This is a genomic window from Paenibacillus sp. Y568, from assembly GCF_059445545.1.
Genome location: NZ_JCAIUM010000003.1, coordinates 70,801 through 89,990, shown reverse-complemented (window position 1 = coordinate 89,990; position 19,190 = coordinate 70,801). Strand labels below are relative to the sequence as shown.

The 19,190-nt window shown below is 41.1% G+C and carries 16 protein-coding genes and 1 pseudogene; 5 read left to right on the top strand and 12 right to left on the bottom strand.

Annotation, left to right across the window (positions count from 1 at the left end):
- Window positions 1-205 precede the first annotated feature (205 nt).
- From AC1D7X_RS05555 to AC1D7X_RS05540, 4 genes are all read right to left on the bottom strand, one after another.
- A complete protein-coding gene (locus tag AC1D7X_RS05555) occupies window positions 206-3,427 on the bottom strand; it encodes a cellobiose phosphorylase (protein ID WP_495474821.1) in 3,222 nt (1,073 codons plus the stop codon).
- A gap of 71 nt (window positions 3,428-3,498) precedes the next feature.
- Window positions 3,499-4,839: a glycoside hydrolase family 30 protein gene (locus AC1D7X_RS05550; RefSeq protein ID WP_495474820.1), complete on the bottom strand. Its 1,341-nt coding sequence runs from the start codon at window positions 4,837-4,839 to the stop codon at window positions 3,499-3,501.
- An 86-nt stretch (window positions 4,840-4,925) separates the two neighbouring features.
- Window positions 4,926-5,945 (bottom strand): LacI family DNA-binding transcriptional regulator, encoded by a 1,020-nt coding sequence (locus AC1D7X_RS05545; protein WP_495474819.1) that lies wholly within the window; start codon window positions 5,943-5,945, stop codon window positions 4,926-4,928.
- Window positions 5,946-6,139: 194 nt separating this feature from the next.
- Window positions 6,140-6,760 (bottom strand): hypothetical protein, encoded by a 621-nt coding sequence (locus tag AC1D7X_RS05540; RefSeq protein ID WP_495474818.1) that lies wholly within the window; start codon window positions 6,758-6,760, stop codon window positions 6,140-6,142.
- 148 nt (window positions 6,761-6,908) lie between these two features.
- Between AC1D7X_RS05540 and AC1D7X_RS05535 the strand changes: the two genes are divergently transcribed.
- The 5 genes from AC1D7X_RS05535 to AC1D7X_RS05515 are packed head-to-tail and all read left to right on the top strand — an operon-like array spanning window position 6,909 to window position 10,446.
- Entirely contained in the window at window positions 6,909-7,826 is a 918-nt protein-coding gene (locus tag AC1D7X_RS05535; RefSeq protein ID WP_495474817.1) for a decaprenyl-phosphate phosphoribosyltransferase, read from the top strand.
- Window positions 7,827-7,856: 30 nt separating this feature from the next.
- Entirely contained in the window at window positions 7,857-8,489 is a 633-nt protein-coding gene (locus AC1D7X_RS05530; RefSeq protein WP_495455796.1) for an HAD family hydrolase, read from the top strand.
- Entirely contained in the window at window positions 8,477-8,806 is a 330-nt protein-coding gene (locus AC1D7X_RS05525) for an EamA family transporter (protein WP_495455795.1), read from the top strand. The genes AC1D7X_RS05530 and AC1D7X_RS05525 overlap by 13 nt, the downstream gene beginning before the upstream one ends.
- Window positions 8,796-9,113 carry an EamA family transporter gene (locus tag AC1D7X_RS05520; RefSeq protein WP_495455794.1) on the top strand — a complete coding sequence of 106 codons (318 nt, stop codon included), beginning with the start codon at window positions 8,796-8,798 and terminating at the stop codon, window positions 9,111-9,113. Before AC1D7X_RS05525 ends, AC1D7X_RS05520 begins: the two co-directional genes overlap by 11 nt.
- A 34-nt stretch (window positions 9,114-9,147) precedes the next feature.
- On the top strand, window positions 9,148-10,446 hold the full coding sequence (locus tag AC1D7X_RS05515) for a DUF6080 domain-containing protein (RefSeq protein ID WP_495474816.1): 1,299 nt from the start codon (window positions 9,148-9,150) through the stop codon (window positions 10,444-10,446).
- Window positions 10,447-10,501: 55 nt separating this feature from the next.
- Here the strand turns inward: AC1D7X_RS05515 and AC1D7X_RS05510 are convergent, their stop codons facing one another.
- The 8 genes and pseudogenes from AC1D7X_RS05510 to AC1D7X_RS05475 form a co-directional block, all read right to left on the bottom strand.
- Window positions 10,502-11,530, bottom strand: a complete 1,029-nt coding sequence (locus tag AC1D7X_RS05510; RefSeq protein ID WP_495455792.1) for a LacI family DNA-binding transcriptional regulator — start codon at window positions 11,528-11,530, stop codon at window positions 10,502-10,504.
- A 163-nt stretch (window positions 11,531-11,693) separates the two neighbouring features.
- Window positions 11,694-12,605: a hypothetical protein gene (locus tag AC1D7X_RS05505; RefSeq protein WP_495455791.1), complete on the bottom strand. Its 912-nt coding sequence runs from the start codon at window positions 12,603-12,605 to the stop codon at window positions 11,694-11,696.
- 36 nt (window positions 12,606-12,641) lie between these two features.
- On the bottom strand, window positions 12,642-15,389 hold the full coding sequence (locus tag AC1D7X_RS05500; protein WP_495474815.1) for a GH36-type glycosyl hydrolase domain-containing protein: 2,748 nt from the start codon (window positions 15,387-15,389) through the stop codon (window positions 12,642-12,644).
- 236 nt (window positions 15,390-15,625) lie between these two features.
- A pseudogene (locus AC1D7X_RS05495) lies at window positions 15,626-15,955 on the bottom strand (hypothetical protein).
- Window positions 15,952-16,509: a hypothetical protein gene (locus tag AC1D7X_RS05490; RefSeq protein ID WP_495455789.1), complete on the bottom strand. Its 558-nt coding sequence runs from the start codon at window positions 16,507-16,509 to the stop codon at window positions 15,952-15,954. The pseudogene AC1D7X_RS05495 and the gene AC1D7X_RS05490 overlap by 4 nt, the downstream one beginning before the upstream one ends.
- A gap of 67 nt (window positions 16,510-16,576) precedes the next feature.
- On the bottom strand, window positions 16,577-16,732 hold the full coding sequence (locus tag AC1D7X_RS05485; protein WP_495455788.1) for an NUDIX domain-containing protein: 156 nt from the start codon (window positions 16,730-16,732) through the stop codon (window positions 16,577-16,579).
- A gap of 17 nt (window positions 16,733-16,749) precedes the next feature.
- A complete protein-coding gene (locus AC1D7X_RS05480; RefSeq protein ID WP_495455787.1) occupies window positions 16,750-17,367 on the bottom strand; it encodes an alpha/beta hydrolase in 618 nt (205 codons plus the stop codon).
- A gap of 79 nt (window positions 17,368-17,446) precedes the next feature.
- Entirely contained in the window at window positions 17,447-18,904 is a 1,458-nt protein-coding gene (locus AC1D7X_RS05475) for an ATP-binding protein (RefSeq protein WP_495474814.1), read from the bottom strand.
- Window positions 18,905-19,190: the final 286 nt, after the last annotated feature.

Below are 19,190 nucleotides of genomic sequence, written 5' to 3'. Positions count from 1 at the left end.
TTTTTCGGGTCTGTCTCTTTTGCTTCTTCAGGACAATTCGTTTCCTTCGCTACTTATGGGTATAAAACAGCCTAGACGACCCTCCGTTCATAATCGAACGAAAAGTCGCCTTGTTCATCAAACATATGTTCACTAAGATTAGAACCGAGGTTTTACATTGGCCTTCATCCGCCATGTCTCTTAGTGAACTATTTTATGACTAATACTATTCCATAATTACGTCTATCGCTGCGACTTCACCGTTACGTACAGCCATCGCTTCTGAACCTTGAATAATAGGTCCATCATTCTCAACGACAGTCCCGTCGCGCTTCAGAAGATTCATTCGACTGATCTTGGCGGCATTTACACCAAATGTATCTGCTCTGCGCGCATTGTTGTAGGTCACTTGTGTACTTCCAAGGAATGTGAAAGACACCTTTCCTGACTCATCAAATAACCAACTTGGTAATGCTGGTGAAAGCGTAAGAGTCAACTCTCCCTCACTCATCGTAAAGATGTGCGAACCTGCCATCATCACTCTCCACATACTCAGGAACTCCGCAGTAGATCCACTCAATCTAGCTACGAATCCTCTTCCATGTACCGCAGGATCGGGATTTCCACCCGTCGCAATAAAGGAAGAATTCTCTAACGTGCTACGTCCATACACATCAGGATCTAAGAACGGAACAAGCGATGTCTTCAATTCCCCGAAATACTGTTCGTAAAGACCCGATTTCAATAGCCCTAACAAATATTTATAAGTCATGTGAAGGAAATTCGATTCTCTTTCTAACCAACCTGGTGTAAAAGCACGCATACGTCCAATCTCATGACCTTCCGATTCTAGATTAACGGATGTTTGATACATTTGGGTCTTCTGATCATATAACTCCGTCTTCTTAATCCGATCATATAGATCTTGAGCTTGCTGCGGATCGTTCAACGTCTTCATCCAACGGGTCGGACCTTCGAGGAAGTAAGGCAAAGCGCTCACCTGAAATTGGGTTACTCTAGCTCTAGGAAGCCCACCCCTATTCAAATCTAGTTGTCCATTCTCGCCTACTATTCTTTCAAATTCCGTAGCTTCAAAACGGAAGTACGTCGGTGTGATTCCATCCCCTAATTCTATAGCTCTCGCTATTCCCTCATCTATTTTAACTAAAAATGCAGAGAATCCTTCCTCGATCTCTTTCAAAAATACTTTATGTTCCACTCCGGTAATGCCATACCGAACGCGATCACGATAAACTTCACGGGCAGAAGCTACGATATCCCAATAGGTGAATGAATCTAGGTGACCTTCTTGATAAAGGACAACCGTTCGATGTACCGTATGAAACAAATCGGCCACTTCTTCTAGTACGCTAATAGACTTCTCGTTAAATTCCTTCGCACTTTCTAACAAGAAAGTTACCAACCGCTTCAATTCAAATGTCTCGCTCATCCCTGAACCGAATAACCCAGGAAGTCCATTCATCGCATCATTCCATCCTGGCTTGTTCGCTTCCATTTCCACACCCATCCCATACGGATCTAATGTAGAGAATTTATTTAACGCTAATGTTACGATTTTACTAAAAAGATTGGTCTGATAAATCTTGCCTGTACCACCTTCTGTCTGTAGCCAGTTCGTATCATTCATTCTCCGTCCAAGACGCTCTAACTTCTCCTCATCCTCGATCAAGGCACCATACTGCCTAACTTGGTCATTTACCACGACATATTTCTTGGAGCGAGGTTGAACATAAGCAGCACTATCATAAAAAGCAAAAGTCTCATCTGCGAAGAGAAGATCTTCCTTCTTGTCTGGGAATATATCCAGATAGCTGTCCACTAAGTCCATATTGTACGTCCAATGGTCGGACCAGAACCCTTCACCGAAACCGGCTTCGATATTCTGCTGCGAAAGAGCCAATATGCCTCCTAGCAAACGTTCTTCGCTTACATGGAGCTGTACGTGATGATCCGCTAGGAAGTTGATGATCTTCCCTGGCGTGAATTTCCCGCTACACATTGCTCTTAATTCCTCATGATGGTCAGCAATAGCGCTATTGAGCCATTCTTTAAGCTTAATGTCATTCTCTGAAATGACATTAAAGCTACATCCCTGTACGCTGAGTGGATTATATCCATCCGCTTGCATCAGACTGAAGAACATTTTGATATTAAATGTACCAACCTTCGGATTAAAGAACACATCATTACGACGGTTCTGATTCATATCCCGAAAGTTACCATTGCCTTGCGAGTAATATTCCGGAGCCAATGAGAAGAAATTGTAATCCCGCTCCAAGTCTCCATGCTTACGGGAATAGAGATGTACAACAAAGCCTTCATGCTCATTATCAAAAATAAACGGGTACCCTCCACGGAGGAAATTATCCATATAAGACTGCTTCGCATAAGCATCAAATAGTTCAGATGACGTATGTGTCGCAATGTCTGATGTCAACTCTTCAATTATGCTACTCGCTTCTTCTTGCTTACGAGAAATATAATCTGCCGTACATATGAGATCTGCCTTCTCATTGATTCTCTCAATATCGTTTATGTGACCAATAATGGTGTTAACACATAGGCTCTCACCTGGAGCGATACGTTGTGCTACCCCACTGAATCCACATGGCACTTTATTGACTGGATATTGCGGCTGTTGAACAAGTTCAGCAAGTGAAGCCGTAGCAAAGTTATCCGGATACATCAGAGAGGTATTGCCACCAAATACAATTTCGAAATCTACAATCGGGGCGATTCTCTTTCCTTCTCCAGTAAAGGATAAGTAGAAATGTCCACTCGTAACTTTGCTAACTTGCGCCTCATCCGCAGTACTAGAGCGTACATGATAGAATGGAATGCCATTCTCTAAATTATAGACTTCCATCCAACTGCGTAGCAGGTTACCGACTTCTTTGAATCCGCCATTCTCCACGCCATATGGAAGAATTTCTGGCATCCCATCTAGCAATTCTAATTGAATAGGTGTATCACCAATATTTATAATTTCGACCTGACGGACCAAAGCCGCATAATCATCATTAGGTAGATTGAAGTAGTTCACTATGGTCTTTAATCCATATGCTACATGCGTCTCTTCGATCGTGAGCCCATTGGGTGAAATCCTCATCACGCGAGAAGCTTGTGCATCAGGACGAGCTGATTGAAAAGGCTCATAGATGGTATCTTGTCCTTGGATTTTGATAAACGTCCGAAACCCATTGGCTGCAACATTCTTGTAAGTAATACTAGCCGGGGAGAACTCCATAATGGCTGAATTCTTGTCACGGATTCCGAAGCTACACACCCCTTGGCCGCGATTCACATAAAAAGTCCACATCGGAATCCCCTTTAATCCTGCCATACCTGGTAGAAAACTTGAGAAGGGTTTAACTTGGTCAAACTGCTCAATAACAAACGTATTTTTATCATAATAGTATTTAGACATCGCGATTCCCCCTAGCAGTTCAATCTATTTAGATAGAATGAACAAAAGTTATATTATTCTTTTCGTTCAATCTATTTAGAAATGATGTATGTAACAATGGAATGTGGTTGTAATTCAACGGCTAACATATGATCTCCTAGCCCCATCGTTGCCTTTTGCACCTCATCACTCTCATTCTGAACAACTACCACGATCGTACTGTCTGGATTTAAGAACGCTGTAGAAAGTAAGCTGTCTACTTTGGAGTTCTGTCCAATCCTTACGGCACCTGGCGCGATATACTTACTGAAATGTCCAATATAATAATAAGAGCTATTGTAATGAATCGTGTCCGTCTTCGTATCTGCTATGATTGGGGCATCGCAAAAGTTGCCTACATGGTTAGGTCCACCTGTCTCGTCCAGTACGATATTCCAATCCAAGTACCCCTCGATCCAGTTGTTCAAATCACCAATCATATTCCTACCGTACCTTTCACCTGTGTACCACTCACCCAATTTAACGCCACCCTCTTGGCAGCCTTCTGTAAATAGTAGATGTTTATCCGGGAACAACTCATGCACCTGTCCCACCTTCTCAAATTCTTCACTTACATACCAGTGCACACCTGTCCCCCACACGTACTTAGCTGCTTCTGGATCAGATAGAACAATAGTTGCTCTCTCTACGATGATGTCACGGTTATGATCCCAGATCAGGATTTTTACATCTTCATGACCCTCTTGGTGCATGATTGGACCTAAGTGATCCTTAATAAAATCACGTTCTTCTTCAGCACTATAAATACAGGAATCCCATACTTGTACGGCAGCTGGCTCATTCTGTACAGTAATCCCCCAGATTGGAACACCTTCCTTGCCATAAGCTTCAATGAATTTGGTGTAATAACGTGCCCACACTTCCGCGTATTCTGGTTTCAATTGGCCACCGTTATTCATTTCCCCGTTCGTTTTCATCCAAGCTGGAGGACTCCAAGGAGAAGCCAGCATGGTGAACTCGCCACCCTTCACCTTCATGGCATCCTTAATGAGTGGTAACACCCATTGATGATCATGCGATATATCAAAGGTTGCTAATTCTGTATCGTGATCTTCCACATAGGTATAGTTACCAAGGGCGAAATCACAGCTATGAATATGTACTCTCCCTATGGAATAGCCCAACCCCTCCATTGGATCGAAATAACTACGAATGACCTCTGCTCGTTTCTCATCGCTTACGCGAGATAAGGTATACGCAGCAGCTTCCGTGAATGCGCCTCCAAATCCCACAATACTTTGATACGTAATGCTTGGATCAAGCTCCAGATCTGCTACTTCTCCAAGCGCACGGGAGAGTAAAGAAAGATCCTCTTTTTCACTTAAACGTTCTCCTGAATCCTTAGCAGTTACGATCATTTTAATATACTTCATTTTTGGACAACTCCTTATTTTACAGTATACGACACCGGTTTCGAAACTTTATAAAAAAAAGAACTTTATAAGTCTTTTCTCTCGTCTTACTCTACGATAGTAACAGAACTACATGAGTCTCTAACCATCAATTTTACAGGTAACACCAATGCTTCTAGAATGTGCAACGGGTCGTCAATAGATTGAATCAGCATCTCTGCAGCCTCAGTTCCCATAAGCGTTGTATCTTGTGCAATGGTTGTTAAAGCAGGTGTAATATATTGAGATAACTCAATATTATCAAATCCTACAATAGACATATCTTCTGGTATTTCGAGTCCCCGCTCCTTAGCAGCCCTCATTGCCCCCAATGCTAAATGGTCCCCTGCGACAAACACGGCAGTAGGCCGATCCTTTAGGTTCAAGAGCTTCATCATCGCGGTATATCCGCTCTCAATGGAATAATAAGCACTATCGATGATATACGACTCTTGTCTTTCTAGATCCAGACTTGCCATTGCCAATTCATATCCACGAACGCGGTTAGAGCCAGCAAATGTATTCATCCCCCCAGAAATATGAGCTATCTTGCGGTGTCCTAGGGAATATAAATGTTCCACTGCTAGAAGGCTACCTTCAAGGTTATCTGAGTACACGGTATGCGCTTGTGAAGTTTCATAATCCAAAATGACGCACGGGATGTCACTATCTAGAAGTTCTTTGAAATAAGGATCCTCATAATCCGATAAAATAACGACTACTCCGTCCACACCTCGAATTTTGCAATTCTCCAAATACCCACTTTGCTTGCCACCTACATCTTTAGAAATAAACATCAATGCATACCCTTTGGATACGGCCACTTGTTTAAAGCTCTCGATGACTGCACTGAAGAAAGGATGCTGCATACCAATGCCTGAGGATTCAACAAATAATACACCAATGGTCCAAGATTTCTTCGTTGTTAATGTACGTGCATGCGCATTAGGCAAGTAACCCATTTCTTTGGCTGCTTGCAAAATGGTCTGACGTGTCTGTGCTCTTACATCCGTGTAGTTATTGAATACTTTGGAGACTGTGGTGGGCGAATAACCCGTCTTCTTAGCAATATCATAAATGGTGGTCATTCTTCGAATTCACTCCTGTTGCACATAGCCTATTGCGCGTTCTTTAACTTGCATTCTAATCGTTTCGTTTATAGACGTCAATTAAAAATAAGCGGTTTCATTATACTAGTGCTAGTATTCACCACCGTATCTCACTGTTCTATTATTCACTATGGATACAAACCTCTTAACGTCCCACTTATAAACGAAAGAGCCTATCTCCTTGCACTCAACAGACGCCATAGAACGAACAAGACTCCTACCACTAAGACTACAACGACCACAACGATCCCCATCCAATTCATAGAAGTTGATTTAGGTATGGACTCGTTAGTCTTAATGACCTGATTGGTCTCATCATCAGCACTTATCCTTGGAACCTCGCTGGTTTCAGAGGGTGATTCTGATGGATCTGAGACCCCTTTAATTGGAACTTCTTTATCTTCCAAAAAAGCCATTTCCCCTGTAGCATCCACCACATGCATCGTTGGGGAACATAGTGGATTTTCCCACCCCATAATGCCTAATTTTAGATAATAGAGATATTCCTTACCAACTTCACTAGGGCCCCACAGCGATCCCCACGTCATATTTTCTCTCACGGATATCTGTTCAACGTCAATTTTTTTGAAACTCTTAATAACCTTCAATTTGATGACATTGTTATCTTTCTCTCGAACAACATCTTCCACCTGACCGATTATTACTCCATCATATTCCGCATAACCCTGCTCACCGGTCGGTATTTCAGCACAAGACAGCGCATTCGTCGTTGTTGGGCTAATGAACAATACAAGGAAGATAGACAACAAGATGAGTACCGTAGCTTTTTTCACATACAACACCTCCTGTCACTTCAGACGGGATGAGCAGGGAAATGTTGCGGGTCTATACGAAATACAATTATTGACTCTAGATATTGTAAATGGTAAGTTAAAATTTAGGACTTATATTATCTATATGTTTCTTGAGGAGGTGATAACCATGCAATCTACCAAGGTCAACTTAGCAAATCCAACCGCTCGCTTAAAAAAACATAGAGTCATAGAGCTTCTATTTATTCAATTAAGACCCAAACAGTGGAGCAAAAACTTCTTGATTTTCGCAGCACTTCTCTTTTCCTTCGAAATGATTAATGCTAACACGGTGTTACATACGATATTAGGATTTATACTCTTTTGTCTGGTATCTGGGTGCGTCTATATTCTCAATGATTATGTAGACCGTGAGGCAGATCGTAACCACCCTGAGAAACAACATCGCCCAATGGCTTCTGGGGCTTTACATCCTCAACTGGCGTTAATATTCGGCGGAGTTCTGCTGATCACTTCACTACTGGCTTCCTATCAGCTTAATCCTCTTTTTACCGTGTTATTAATCGTGTATTTCGTACTCAATGTGTCTTATTCCTTCGCGCTTAAACATGTTGTTATTATTGATATCATGATCATTGCAGCTGGATTCGTATTACGCGCCATCGCTGGTGGACTTGTTATTCGGGTGCCACTTACACCTTGGTTTCTAATCTGTACCCTGCTATTATCTTTATTTCTTGCCATAGGCAAACGTAGACATGAATTATTCTTGTTAGAGAACGACAAAGGTTCGCACCGTAAAGTATTAGACAAGTACTCCTTTGTCCTATTGGATCAGCTTAATACGATTGTAACGACAGCTACGATCATCAGCTATTCTTTATTCACTTTCACTTCTGGACGTACTGTACATCTCATGTGGACTATTCCGCTTGTCATTTATGGCATGTTTAGATACCTATATCTCATTCACATCGAGAATAAGGGAGGATCTCCTGACCGAGTATTATTTGAGGATAAGCATATTCTTATTACCGTTATTCTATATGTCGTGAGTGTAGTGTGTATATTAGCGTATTTCGAGTAACTATCATTAGGATAAATAGAGGAAATAATTATGCAGAAGAAGAAAATCGCTATCTTTGATTTCGATAAAACTATCATTAGTAAAGACTCTATGTTTCTGTTCGTGTGGTATCGCGTCAAGAGACAGCCGATGACCATCTTCCATCTCATCCGAATCCTTTGGAATACCGTATTGTACAAGCTCAAGCTGATTCAGGTGGAACGTGTTAAGTCATCGTACTTTTATGCCATTCGTCATATGAAGGAGTCCGATTTAGAACAGTTTTATAATACGATGCTATCACCCCATTTTTATCAAGAAGCGTTATCCGAGTTACAGTCAAATAAACAACAGGGGTATCACAATATCGTCGTGACTGCTTCTCCCCATGCTTACGTGAAATATATGAAGAAACTTCCGTTCGTAGACGAAGTCATTGGAACTGAACTTGTGAGGCAGGATGGTCAGTATACGAATCATATTCAAGGTAACAACTGCAAAGGTGAAGAAAAGGTTGCACGTATTCATGCGTATTTACAAACCGTCGGCTTTCATATTGATTATGAACATTCCCGTGCTTACTCTGACTCCTTATGCGATATGCCTATCTTTAACTTAGTAAAAAACAGATATTTGATTAACCTGCGTAATCCAGATATGGAGGAACTCAGATGGAGATCCTAAATCACCGCCATATCGGCAAGTTATTCATGATCTTATCTGCCTTTCTAACCGCGACGGGGCAGCTATTCTGGAAATGGGGCCATGTGAATCTTATCTATATGGGTATTGGATTCGTATGTTACGGTGTGGGAGCCTTATTCATGTTAAAGTCCTTCTCTCTAGAGAAGCTATCTGTCGCTTACCCACTTATGTCGATTAGCTATATTGTTGCTTTGGTCTATGGAAGCATCTTTCTTGGTGAGGCGATCACCTTACAAAAAGGGGCAGCCATTGCTCTATTAGGCATAGGAGTGACATTAACATCCTATGAACGATAATCTATCTTTCTTTTTACTCCTAATCATGACGTTATTTGGCTCCTTGGGGAGTGTTCTATTCAAAGCCTATGCGATGAACAAGAAGAAATGGTATCTATTGAGTGGCATGATGTTCTACGGGATGGGAGCATTGTTGAATATATACCTGTTGGGTCAGCTCCCTTATACGATTGTTGTTCCCGCCAATGCACTGACATTTATCTGGACATTAATATTTGCCAAATGGCTATTTAAAGAGCGGATCGGTATCCATAAAATCTTGGGTGTCTTCGTGATCATCATGGGATTAATTCTATTAGTCTTGTAATCATTATTTCAATAACATGGAATGGAGGATAGTCATGAACTTTCTGAACTATTTGTTCTACAACAAGAAAGACAATTATAAAGCATTGGGTTTGTTTATTGTCTTTCTCCTGTTCTTTCTTGGGATGAATTATCCGTTTATTACGTATATCAAAGAAAATTCAGATATTCTTTCCACACATAGCCCTTTTTATGAAGCGCCTTTTACACTCAATCTTTTTAATTTCGATCCCTCTATGTACTATGGTTTCAGTAATTCTACGATTATTCATCCTTTCATGAGTTTTGTGTCTGGATCATTTATCTTCATTTCGAAGGCTTTTGGTCATCATCTATTTTACTTAGTCTTTCAATCCGCCGTGAATGCAACTAGCATCGTCATGATATTTTATTATTTACGGACAAAAAACACGGGTAATATGGTTCCGTTATTATTTGCAATCTTTTTCGGGATAAGTTCTTATAGTATATTTACTGCTCTGATCCCCGATTCCTATGCCTATGCTCAGTTCTTCATCATACTGTCCGTTCTGTATTTACAATACAGTCGGGTTCAAGCTAGAACCAATGTAGCTTCATTATCAACCTTATCACTACTCAATTTCGGCATCACATCTACGAATATTGCAACTTTTATGAGCTCTTTGTTCATCAGTATCATCGACAGAAATAATAAGAATACGTTCAAGAAATTTCTACGTATCTTCCTCATCTTTCTCCTACTTGTCGGTATATTTACTTGGTTGCAGTACATCTTGTTCGATGGTAAGTCATGGATTAGCAATTGGTTACATACGGTTAACGCCGGTGGATTCAGCTATGTGTCTGCATTCTCATTCAGCCATCACTGGAAGGCCATTTATATGCTAGTCATTAGTCCGATATTAACACCGGATATTACGCTGGTTGATCCAGGTATTGTGGCGTTTGTCACAGATCTTGCTCGTCCATATCCATTCTATGTACATATTATCGGTTTTTCTATCATTGTGTTGGCTATCCTCGGATTCGTTAAAGGTGTCAAGACTCGAGAAAACTGGGTATTGGCAATGTACATTCTGTTCGCTTTCGCACTTCATATTGTTGTTGGTTATGGGCTTGCAACGTTTAACTATGACTTATATTTGTATGCAGGTCATTACCTATTTGCCTTTTTCCTACTTAGTGCTAAATACACCATGCAGATTAAAGATAAGCGTATAAAGAACATATTAGTTGGCATCATTCTCGTATTTGTTCTTACAACTCTTACGAATAACGTGATCAAACATATCGATGCTTTGAACTATGTTGAGCAATCTTATCTTCATATGGATCCCGTCAGTAAAGATTAAGTCTGGTTTCAATGATAAAAGCACCCTAAAGGGTGCTTTTTTTTGCACGTTCTCGTTATGCTGGATTAGCCCCACAACTTTGTCTCACGACAAGCTCAGGCTCCACCAGAACGGAAGATGAAGATAGTTGGTTATGGATGAGATCATATAGCATCATGGCCGCAAGCCGACCAATTTTCTCTTTATCTTGCTTCGTGGTTGTAAGTGGAGGATCCATATATCTACAAGCATCAATATCATCACAACCAATGACTGCGACATCCTCTGGAACCCGATAATTGTTTTCTTTGAGCGCTTTAATCGCACCGAAAGCCAGTTGATCAGAAGCAGCAAACACAGCTCTAGGCATCCGACCCGAATGAATCATATGCTGCATCGCTATGTAACCACTATCCTCGAAGAAATCCGCACTATCCATGACCCACTCATCGACACTCGTTAATCCATAGTTAGAAAGCGCTGTAAGGAACGATTCTTTACGCAACTGGGATACGTAGCTATCTTCAGCACCTCCGATATAGGCAACCTCTTTGTACCCTTGGAGGTAGAAATGCTCGACAACTTTTTGTGAAATTTTACTGTTATCGGACATAATATAGCCTGACGCTTGCCCAGACATGGTGATATCAACACCAATGCAAGGGATATTGCTCCGATCAAGCTCTGTAATGCTAGGTTCAACATCGTCTCCCGCGATAATCAAACATCCATCCACGTGATAATATCTGCACCGCTCTAGGTAATCCTTGCCTGAAGCATGAAATTTTTCATTAGAAAAGAGTAATAAATCATACCCAAGAAATCCGATTTTTTTCTTAAAAGAGTTAATGACATCAACAAAAAAATGATCATTCAGTTCGACATTCAGTTTCCCTGCAAACAATACACCAATTAGATTCGTACCCTTAGACGCAGGTAAGGAGATATTGGTTTCTTGCTTCATCTTATAACCTGTCTCCTGTATAATCTTCATAACCCGCTCTTTGGTCTGTGCACTAACATCTTCGTAATCATTTAGAATTTTCGAAACAGTGGAAATTGATACTCCTGCCTTTTCGGCAATCGCCTTTATGGTGACTTTCATATGCTGCACCCCTCCACTCCTCATTTCATACTGCCCTCACAGATCGCAATCATAATACTATATCATAATAGCATTTGAAGTGAATCACCTCATGATACCTACTATTAAATCATTACCCTAATAATGTCTGCTCAACGACTTATTCTTACGAAAACTTTCGTAATTAGCTATCTTTAGAAGGATTTATATAAAAGTCGAATGTCCTTTGCCATGTTTGAGATTCACCTGGATTGATGTCAATGGTAGCAAATACTTCGGGTGATACGACATGGGCTGCTCCCCATATAGCTAACTTCTCTACTGGAAACGTACACGTCTCCCTAACACCTACTTGACTGGGCTCGTGGATCAACTCCCAGTAGAACTTACCACCCATCGTCGGAACGGACGGATTGAAATAAACGTCTTGCTTAGGAATATCCTTCATCCGAACCTCATGGCTTGTCACCTGCAAAACCTGTGGTGTATAGTCTGGCTCTATGTTCTCTATCTCTATCGGAACCGAGAACGCCAACCTATAATTAGGTCCATAATGATGTCCGTCGATCCGCATGAAGTTGTGGCTATACTCTTCTGTAACAATTCGTTTATTCCCTGTGTTCAAGAGTTCATATCTGATGGTTAGGCCACCGCCATTCAATGAGATTCGCTTCTTTAAGCTAGCAGCGAACCCTTGACACACCAACGGTGCCGTGTGGAATTCTATAACCCCGCGTTCCATTGCCGTTACTACCTGTCTATCGTAGGGCATGACCGAATAAGGTAACCTGAAATCGTAGGGCGTCTTATCTTGCTTGGTCAGCAATCCTACACCCAATTTCGGGAAACATTCTCCGATTCCTGCACTATCGTAACCGATTGGCGTGAATAACCCAAATTCACTACAAATCCCTATACCCCCTGTACCTTGCCCGTGATGTAGTGATTCTGTGGTACAAAAGGTATGATTGCCGTCCTTTAACCGTACCTGCGTAATCATACCCGTTCGGTCGAACCGGGAACCGCGATAGTCATCGATGTTCGCGACTTCTATTTCAAGTACATCATTCTCTAGAATATATTTAATCAGAATCACCCTTCTCCTGGATAACGGACAATGATTAGTTACTGTTTAGGACAACAGCTTCTTAGAGACCAATACTACTTCAATAGTATGCACGCCTTCACTAGACAACGCCTCAATTCGTTCTCTTGGTAGTAGACAACCTCCGTCAACATGATGGACCGTTACCGATTCTCCGTTAACAGCTAATGTCTTAATCTCATAATCGCCATAATCAGATTGATCTGAGTTCGTGTACACAATATGTAGCATTCTATCCGCAAACATCGTTCTGACCGATACCTGATTTCCCGCATCGAACTGATCCTTCAAGAGCTTCGGTTCAAGTCTGAGGTCACCGAACTCCCCTCTAACGCCATATACTTCCGTCAATAAGGTCAAGAGTAGCCAACTTGCAGATCCTGTTAAATAAGGATACATCCCTCTGCCTTTCTCGTTGATATACTCTGGTATACCCGGATACATCCGACTATCTTCGAAATCACTGCTCAGATTGTAGACCGAATCCAACACTTCACGACCCTCAACAATAAACCCACGTTTGTATAGAGCATTGGCATACATAACCGTCATATGACTGAACATGGCTCCATTCTCTTTGTGCCCGAACGCAAACCCAAAAGCTCTTCCTAAGTTCTGTTGAACGCCACCGAAATTAGAGTTCAGCCGATACCCGATACGTGAGTCCTTCAAATAATGGTCTACTGAATGGGTGATTTTAGAGACTTGTTCATCTGTTGCGATACCGCCCATGATGCTGAATACCTGCCCCGTAAGAGTCATTCGAACGCCATTCGGATGATCTCCTTCGACCTGTTCACCATCATTATTGTAATAGCCATTAAACCATTCGTAACCTTCTATCGTGCTGATCCACTCATTCTTGTGCAAGTGATGAATCATCCACTCTGATTTTCGCACGAGATCCCTTGCAATATCCTCCACATTAGCAACAACCTTTTTACCACTAACGGTCGTTCTCACTCGCTCGTCATAGGAATTTAGAAGAGCCTGCTTTGCCGCTGGATCTTCATAGTCCAGTGGGTTCGTTAGGGAATCAAATAAGATAAGCATTTCCTCATTCATCTCGATGGTCTCCTGCTTCATCCGCTCTTTGAGGGTTAGGAGCAGTTGGCTAATCTCCATCAAATTGCTTGCATAAAAAGCAGTGAAGGCCACACTTTCGCCTCGGCTGGTCCCCATATCTAATCCATCGTTCCAATCCGCGCCTTCCAGTCGGCAATTATTGTGTTCTCCTACGTTAAAGAATGGCACGATATTTTGCAGAATAATATGCTCTAGAATACTTCCTGTATAGGTCGTTCCTTCTTGTGTCTCAAGAAGACTTCCGTCTATCGGATTCCATGCCGTGTCTCTTTCCTTACAACGCTTGATGAAATTGTCTTTAAAATAAACTTGCTCTTGCAGTAGGAACTCCAAATCTCCGCTTTGATGGATATATAAAAGTGTGGTCAGGAAGGGCCAAGCCCCATGATCCATCCATACGCGCGGAATATTGTTGCGGTCAGCGATGAATTCACCCGGCTTCGAACCAATAATCGTCGCATTACTTCCATCGATCCTTACACCTGCAAAGTTATTGAACAACAACTCCCGAACTTCGTGGGGCTCCATCACCATTAATGCCAAGCAGTCCTGCCACAAATCTCGCCAACCGCGGCCTCCACGGCCATAGTCATGATAAGGGAGAAAAGAGTTTCCATACATACGTCTTAGTACCGGCTGTAACGTAACCCATGTCATCCACTGGTCAAAGTCTGTATCAGCTGAACGGAAATCCAGTACATCCAACTTACTTCTCCAGTACGCTTCATTCTGCTCTAACAGATACTCAAATCGACCTGCGCATAAGTATTCCGTTGCATAACGTTCCGTATTGATCCGATCTTCATCGATAATAAGAGCCAAAACGTAGGATGTGGATTCTCCAGGCTGAAGAATTACGTCACCAAAACGCAGTGCAGCAACGGATTCATAGCCTTCGAATATTTCCCCTGCAGCAGCTTCAGGTGGGGAGTTCCGCACAATAGCTTCGGGCCACTCTAGGCTGCCTCCTTCTCCAATAAAGGACTCTGTGATAGGGAAGAAGCCTGTGGGTACATTGCCTTCATGATCCGCTCCTAGTACACCATACGATGTCTTATTGATTCGATGACCTCTTTCATCAAAGGAAAGTGCTGGCTGTACCTCAATACCGTGATCAGAAGTATAGATACGATGTAGCAATGAAGTGACATGTCGGTGATCCCGAAGGTCATCAGCAGAACGTGCAAACATCGGGATCACCCCTGTAGGCGTGAGTGTAAGCGAATCCTCGCCACTATTGGTTAATGTAACTCTCATCAATTCAACTTTATCATCCGTCACAGGTACGAAGACAGTTACTTCTGCTGTGATGCCTAGTGTAGCATTCTCTCTAGTAACCTTGTGCCACAGAAATCCAGCCTCAAGTGAAGTTCGATCTTCTCCATCTGTGAAGCGCTGTGCATTCTGTTGAGGTGAATTACCCGCCGCCGACCACACCCCTTTCCCCTTAATATGAACCCAGAAGTTTCGGGAAGCTTTCGAATTATGTAGGTCTTCTACTGATATAGGAGCCATCAAGAACGTGTTGTGTCCACTTGTTACCTGTCCATGTAGGGAAGGCGTAATCGTTGACATCATCCCTTCTTCGTTCACAAGGGGAAAATACAAATAGCTCGTATGATCCGGGTTTTCCAGCATGAAATGCCCCTTATCCCCCATGTACCTCCATCCGTTATTCTTCTGTTTCATCTTCTCATCCTCCTAATTTCATCATGATTCATTCTTTAGGACTCTCAAAAAAACTTTCGTATTTTACGAAAACTAAACAAATAATATTCGAAAGTGTTTCGATACGATTATTATTACTCATTAAATTACCTTTGTAAATGCCCGATTTAACAGTTGTTATTCGTTGTTGTCAGAAACGAAAGTTTACGAAACATTTATATATAGCACATTCAACAGACTCAACCCTGAGGAATCACTCATGTATTACGATGAAGCAAGCACGAAGTGACTGCATATCGCCTCACCAAATAGAAACGGATACCATCCTTATAAGGACGGTATCCGTTTCTATAGTCATACTCGTGCACAGTCCCATCAGGGTCTTTAAAATTAAACCAAAGATCATGCTCAATCTCTGTGATTAGCCTCTAAACACCTTATCTTCTGAAAGACTTACTATCCAATATAACCCCAGTACCAATCATCGGTACTACATACAAGTGCTCAGATAAGATGTCCCCATCGTTCGCTAAACCCAGAACATCACAATACCAATCACGAGCCTTCTCATTTATAGTTACAGTTATGGGTTAAATATGACGGATTCTACTTTCCTTACATCGTCCATACTCTGAGCTGGTGCAGCGAAATTAGATTTTCCACTATCTTCAAGGACTGTTCCAGCAATCGCTTCAAAGTCTCTTGTCACATGGAGTGTAACCTGATAAATTTTGCTGTGATTCGGTCCCTCTAGATGAATAACGATACGCTCCACATTATAGGGTGTATGGTTGATTCGATCTTTTAGTCGTGTTAATAAGGGTCTTATGCCTGAATCATAATGATGTTCGCCTAACCCTACACCCGTAAAAAAGGCATTATGGTTAGAAATCTCATACGTCTTGCCATTTAAACCTATCGTTCCGTCGATTAAGTCATCATAAAACAATCTTTTTTCCAACGTAATATTAAATGAGATGTTGATGTCATGTTCGCTGTTCTCCGCATAGCTTATGCCTGAATAAGACTGGGATATGATGAGCGTCTTACTATAGATGTTGGCATAGACAAAAGCAGCGCTTAGGATTATCGCTAACAATATGCATATGGTCAACGCACGATGTTTAGGTCTTCTAATCATCCTCTAGTTCACAGCCCCCTTACATCAATGGAAGTTGAGACAAACAGTTGTTATATGCTGTTTATGATCAACTTCCATTGTCGCTATAACAATACTCCCACTCTATGGTACCACCTGGTAAATCCCATTTCCCTTTATGAGGCCCTCTAGATTTCTTGATAAGTAATATTTGATTGTTCTTCATAAGAACACCGTAGACCCCTAAATGAGTATATTTATTCATCGTGATCACCCTTTATCTCATATGCTCTTAAAAAAAGTCTGATATATGGTCACGATCTCATTCATAATGACTAGAGAATCACTTATCGTCTCTACTTCTAACGAATGTGTTGCATCTTGAATAGGATAAACTTCCATGTCATTCAGATATTCTATTGCTTGCGTACTCTTGTTATTGAATTGTGAATCATTTGTCCCGTAGATGACCATACCTCTGGAGCTTTGAATATAGGGAACAGTTCGATCTACTGGTGTTAAATACATGTGTCTTATGTCTTTATCCTCTATTGCTTCAGCCACTTGACCCGCTACAATCGTTCCTAAGCTTTTACTAACAAATATCAAGCTTTCATACTTTTCCATGATTTGATGAATGGCTTGCGTGCACTCCTCCACAAGTACATGTATATCATCAAATTCCAATTCTACTCTCGCACTTTGGTAACCATACTCCAATTGTAATACATCATGGTTGTTCTCAATAGCACTTTGGCTCGCGTAATACAGTACTGGTAACTGGCACGGATAATTCTTACCCGGAAAAATAACAACTAGTGAAGACGAACCATTCGATATATACCGATGTTTAACTTCTCTCCCCCACAAAGAAGGAAATGATAAGTAACTTCTATTCATCTAAACACCTCCAAAATTAGTAGACTGCTGAGACCATATAATAATACTCCTCATATTTCAAACCCTCTTTTCTACGATATCAGGTACTATCTTCAATATGTATGGGGAGCCTAACGGTGAACAGCGTACCCGAGCCAACTTCACTTTCCACTTTAATGTAACCCTCATGATCTGTGATGATTTTTTGACATAACGACAGTCCTAATCCAGTTCCTTCTTCTTTCGTTGTATAAAATGGATCAAATATCTTGTTCATTTCACTTGCTGGAATTCCCTTCCCATGATCGCGAACCTTGATTACCGCCATCGCTCCTTCTCTGCTGAGTTGAAAATACACATGACCCGATTGTTCCATCGCTTGGAATCCATTACGAATAAGATTAATTAATACTTGAATGATCTTATCTGAATCCATCAACACCATGATACTTCGATCCGTCACATCCATTTCAATTGTGTGCCCACATGATGCTGCCTCGGATTCACATAGTGAATACACTCTCGCCATACAAGGGGCTATCTTCTCAACCTGCATGTGACTCGCACGCGTCTTCGAGAATTGCAAGAATTCTACAGTAAGATCACCAACCCTTGAAATTTCACCCATAATCACATCATACCAGGGCTCAATATTATATCCCCTTTTTTTGGATAATTGAATAAATCCCTGAATAGCTGTTAATGGATTACGTATTTCATGTGCCATACCCGCTGCTAATTCTCCGACCATCTTCATTTTATCTGAACGCAATTGTTCTTCCTGTCTATTGAGCCAATACTCCCTTCTCATTTGAAAGATTCGCTCTTCACCTATTTGCATTAACTGTAGAAAGTCAACACCTTCCTGCGGTGAACGAGTGATGCTTACAGTTACCTGGAAGTCTGATTTCTCGAAGATATATAGATCTTCCATTTCCTCTGTGGATGATAGAAGAAGTGAGAAGCGGTCTCCCGCATATCGACTTGCAGCCAAGTGATGCGGAAACCGTTCCAGTAAAGTACGAGAGAAGTCATATAAGATGTCCTTACCAGGAATATTGCTCGTGGCATTTATAGATTTGAAATTATTAATATCAAACAATACAAACAAGAATTCTTTATTCATATCAATATGAGATTGGACCTTTTTGACATATCCAAGATAATTATAGAACCCGGTTAACTGATCGTAGTTTGCCAGATAATCATTTTGTTTCGCCAATTCTTTTTTCTCCAATTGAATGCGTAACCCAATTTGGAATATTAGAACGACGATAATCGCAGACATCACATCAAGAACAGAAACTAGCATATTATAAGTTGTCATAGGTAAGTAGGTGAACCGTATGAGTGTATACTGAAGGATGAACAGTAGGGAGATTGGGATCGCATCTCTCAACCTTGTCTTATGCTCTGTCGTGGTAGAAATAATAATATAATACAATAACATACACCAATTTAATTGACTCGAATAATGAAATGCACCTAAGAAAATAAATTGAATATATTTCAACCAAGTGAATCTACGGTCCAAAGCTACACTTAAGATTAACAACATCGCTATAGGTATCATAACCATAATATTTGTGGGTTTGTCGAGAAGTACAGTGGATATAATAACGAATGATGAAATCAATGGAACACACAGGAGCTTGATGAAATTGAGCAGGAAAAATCACATCCTCCAAAAGTAGTTATTATATCCTTTTTTTGTTTTATATATAAATAATTGAATTATATTAACTATTCATTCATATTCCATCTTTTATATCAAATAACCTCTTATTTATGTATATTCTACTATAACTAAAATTCATAGGGATATTAGACTCCCCGATTATCTA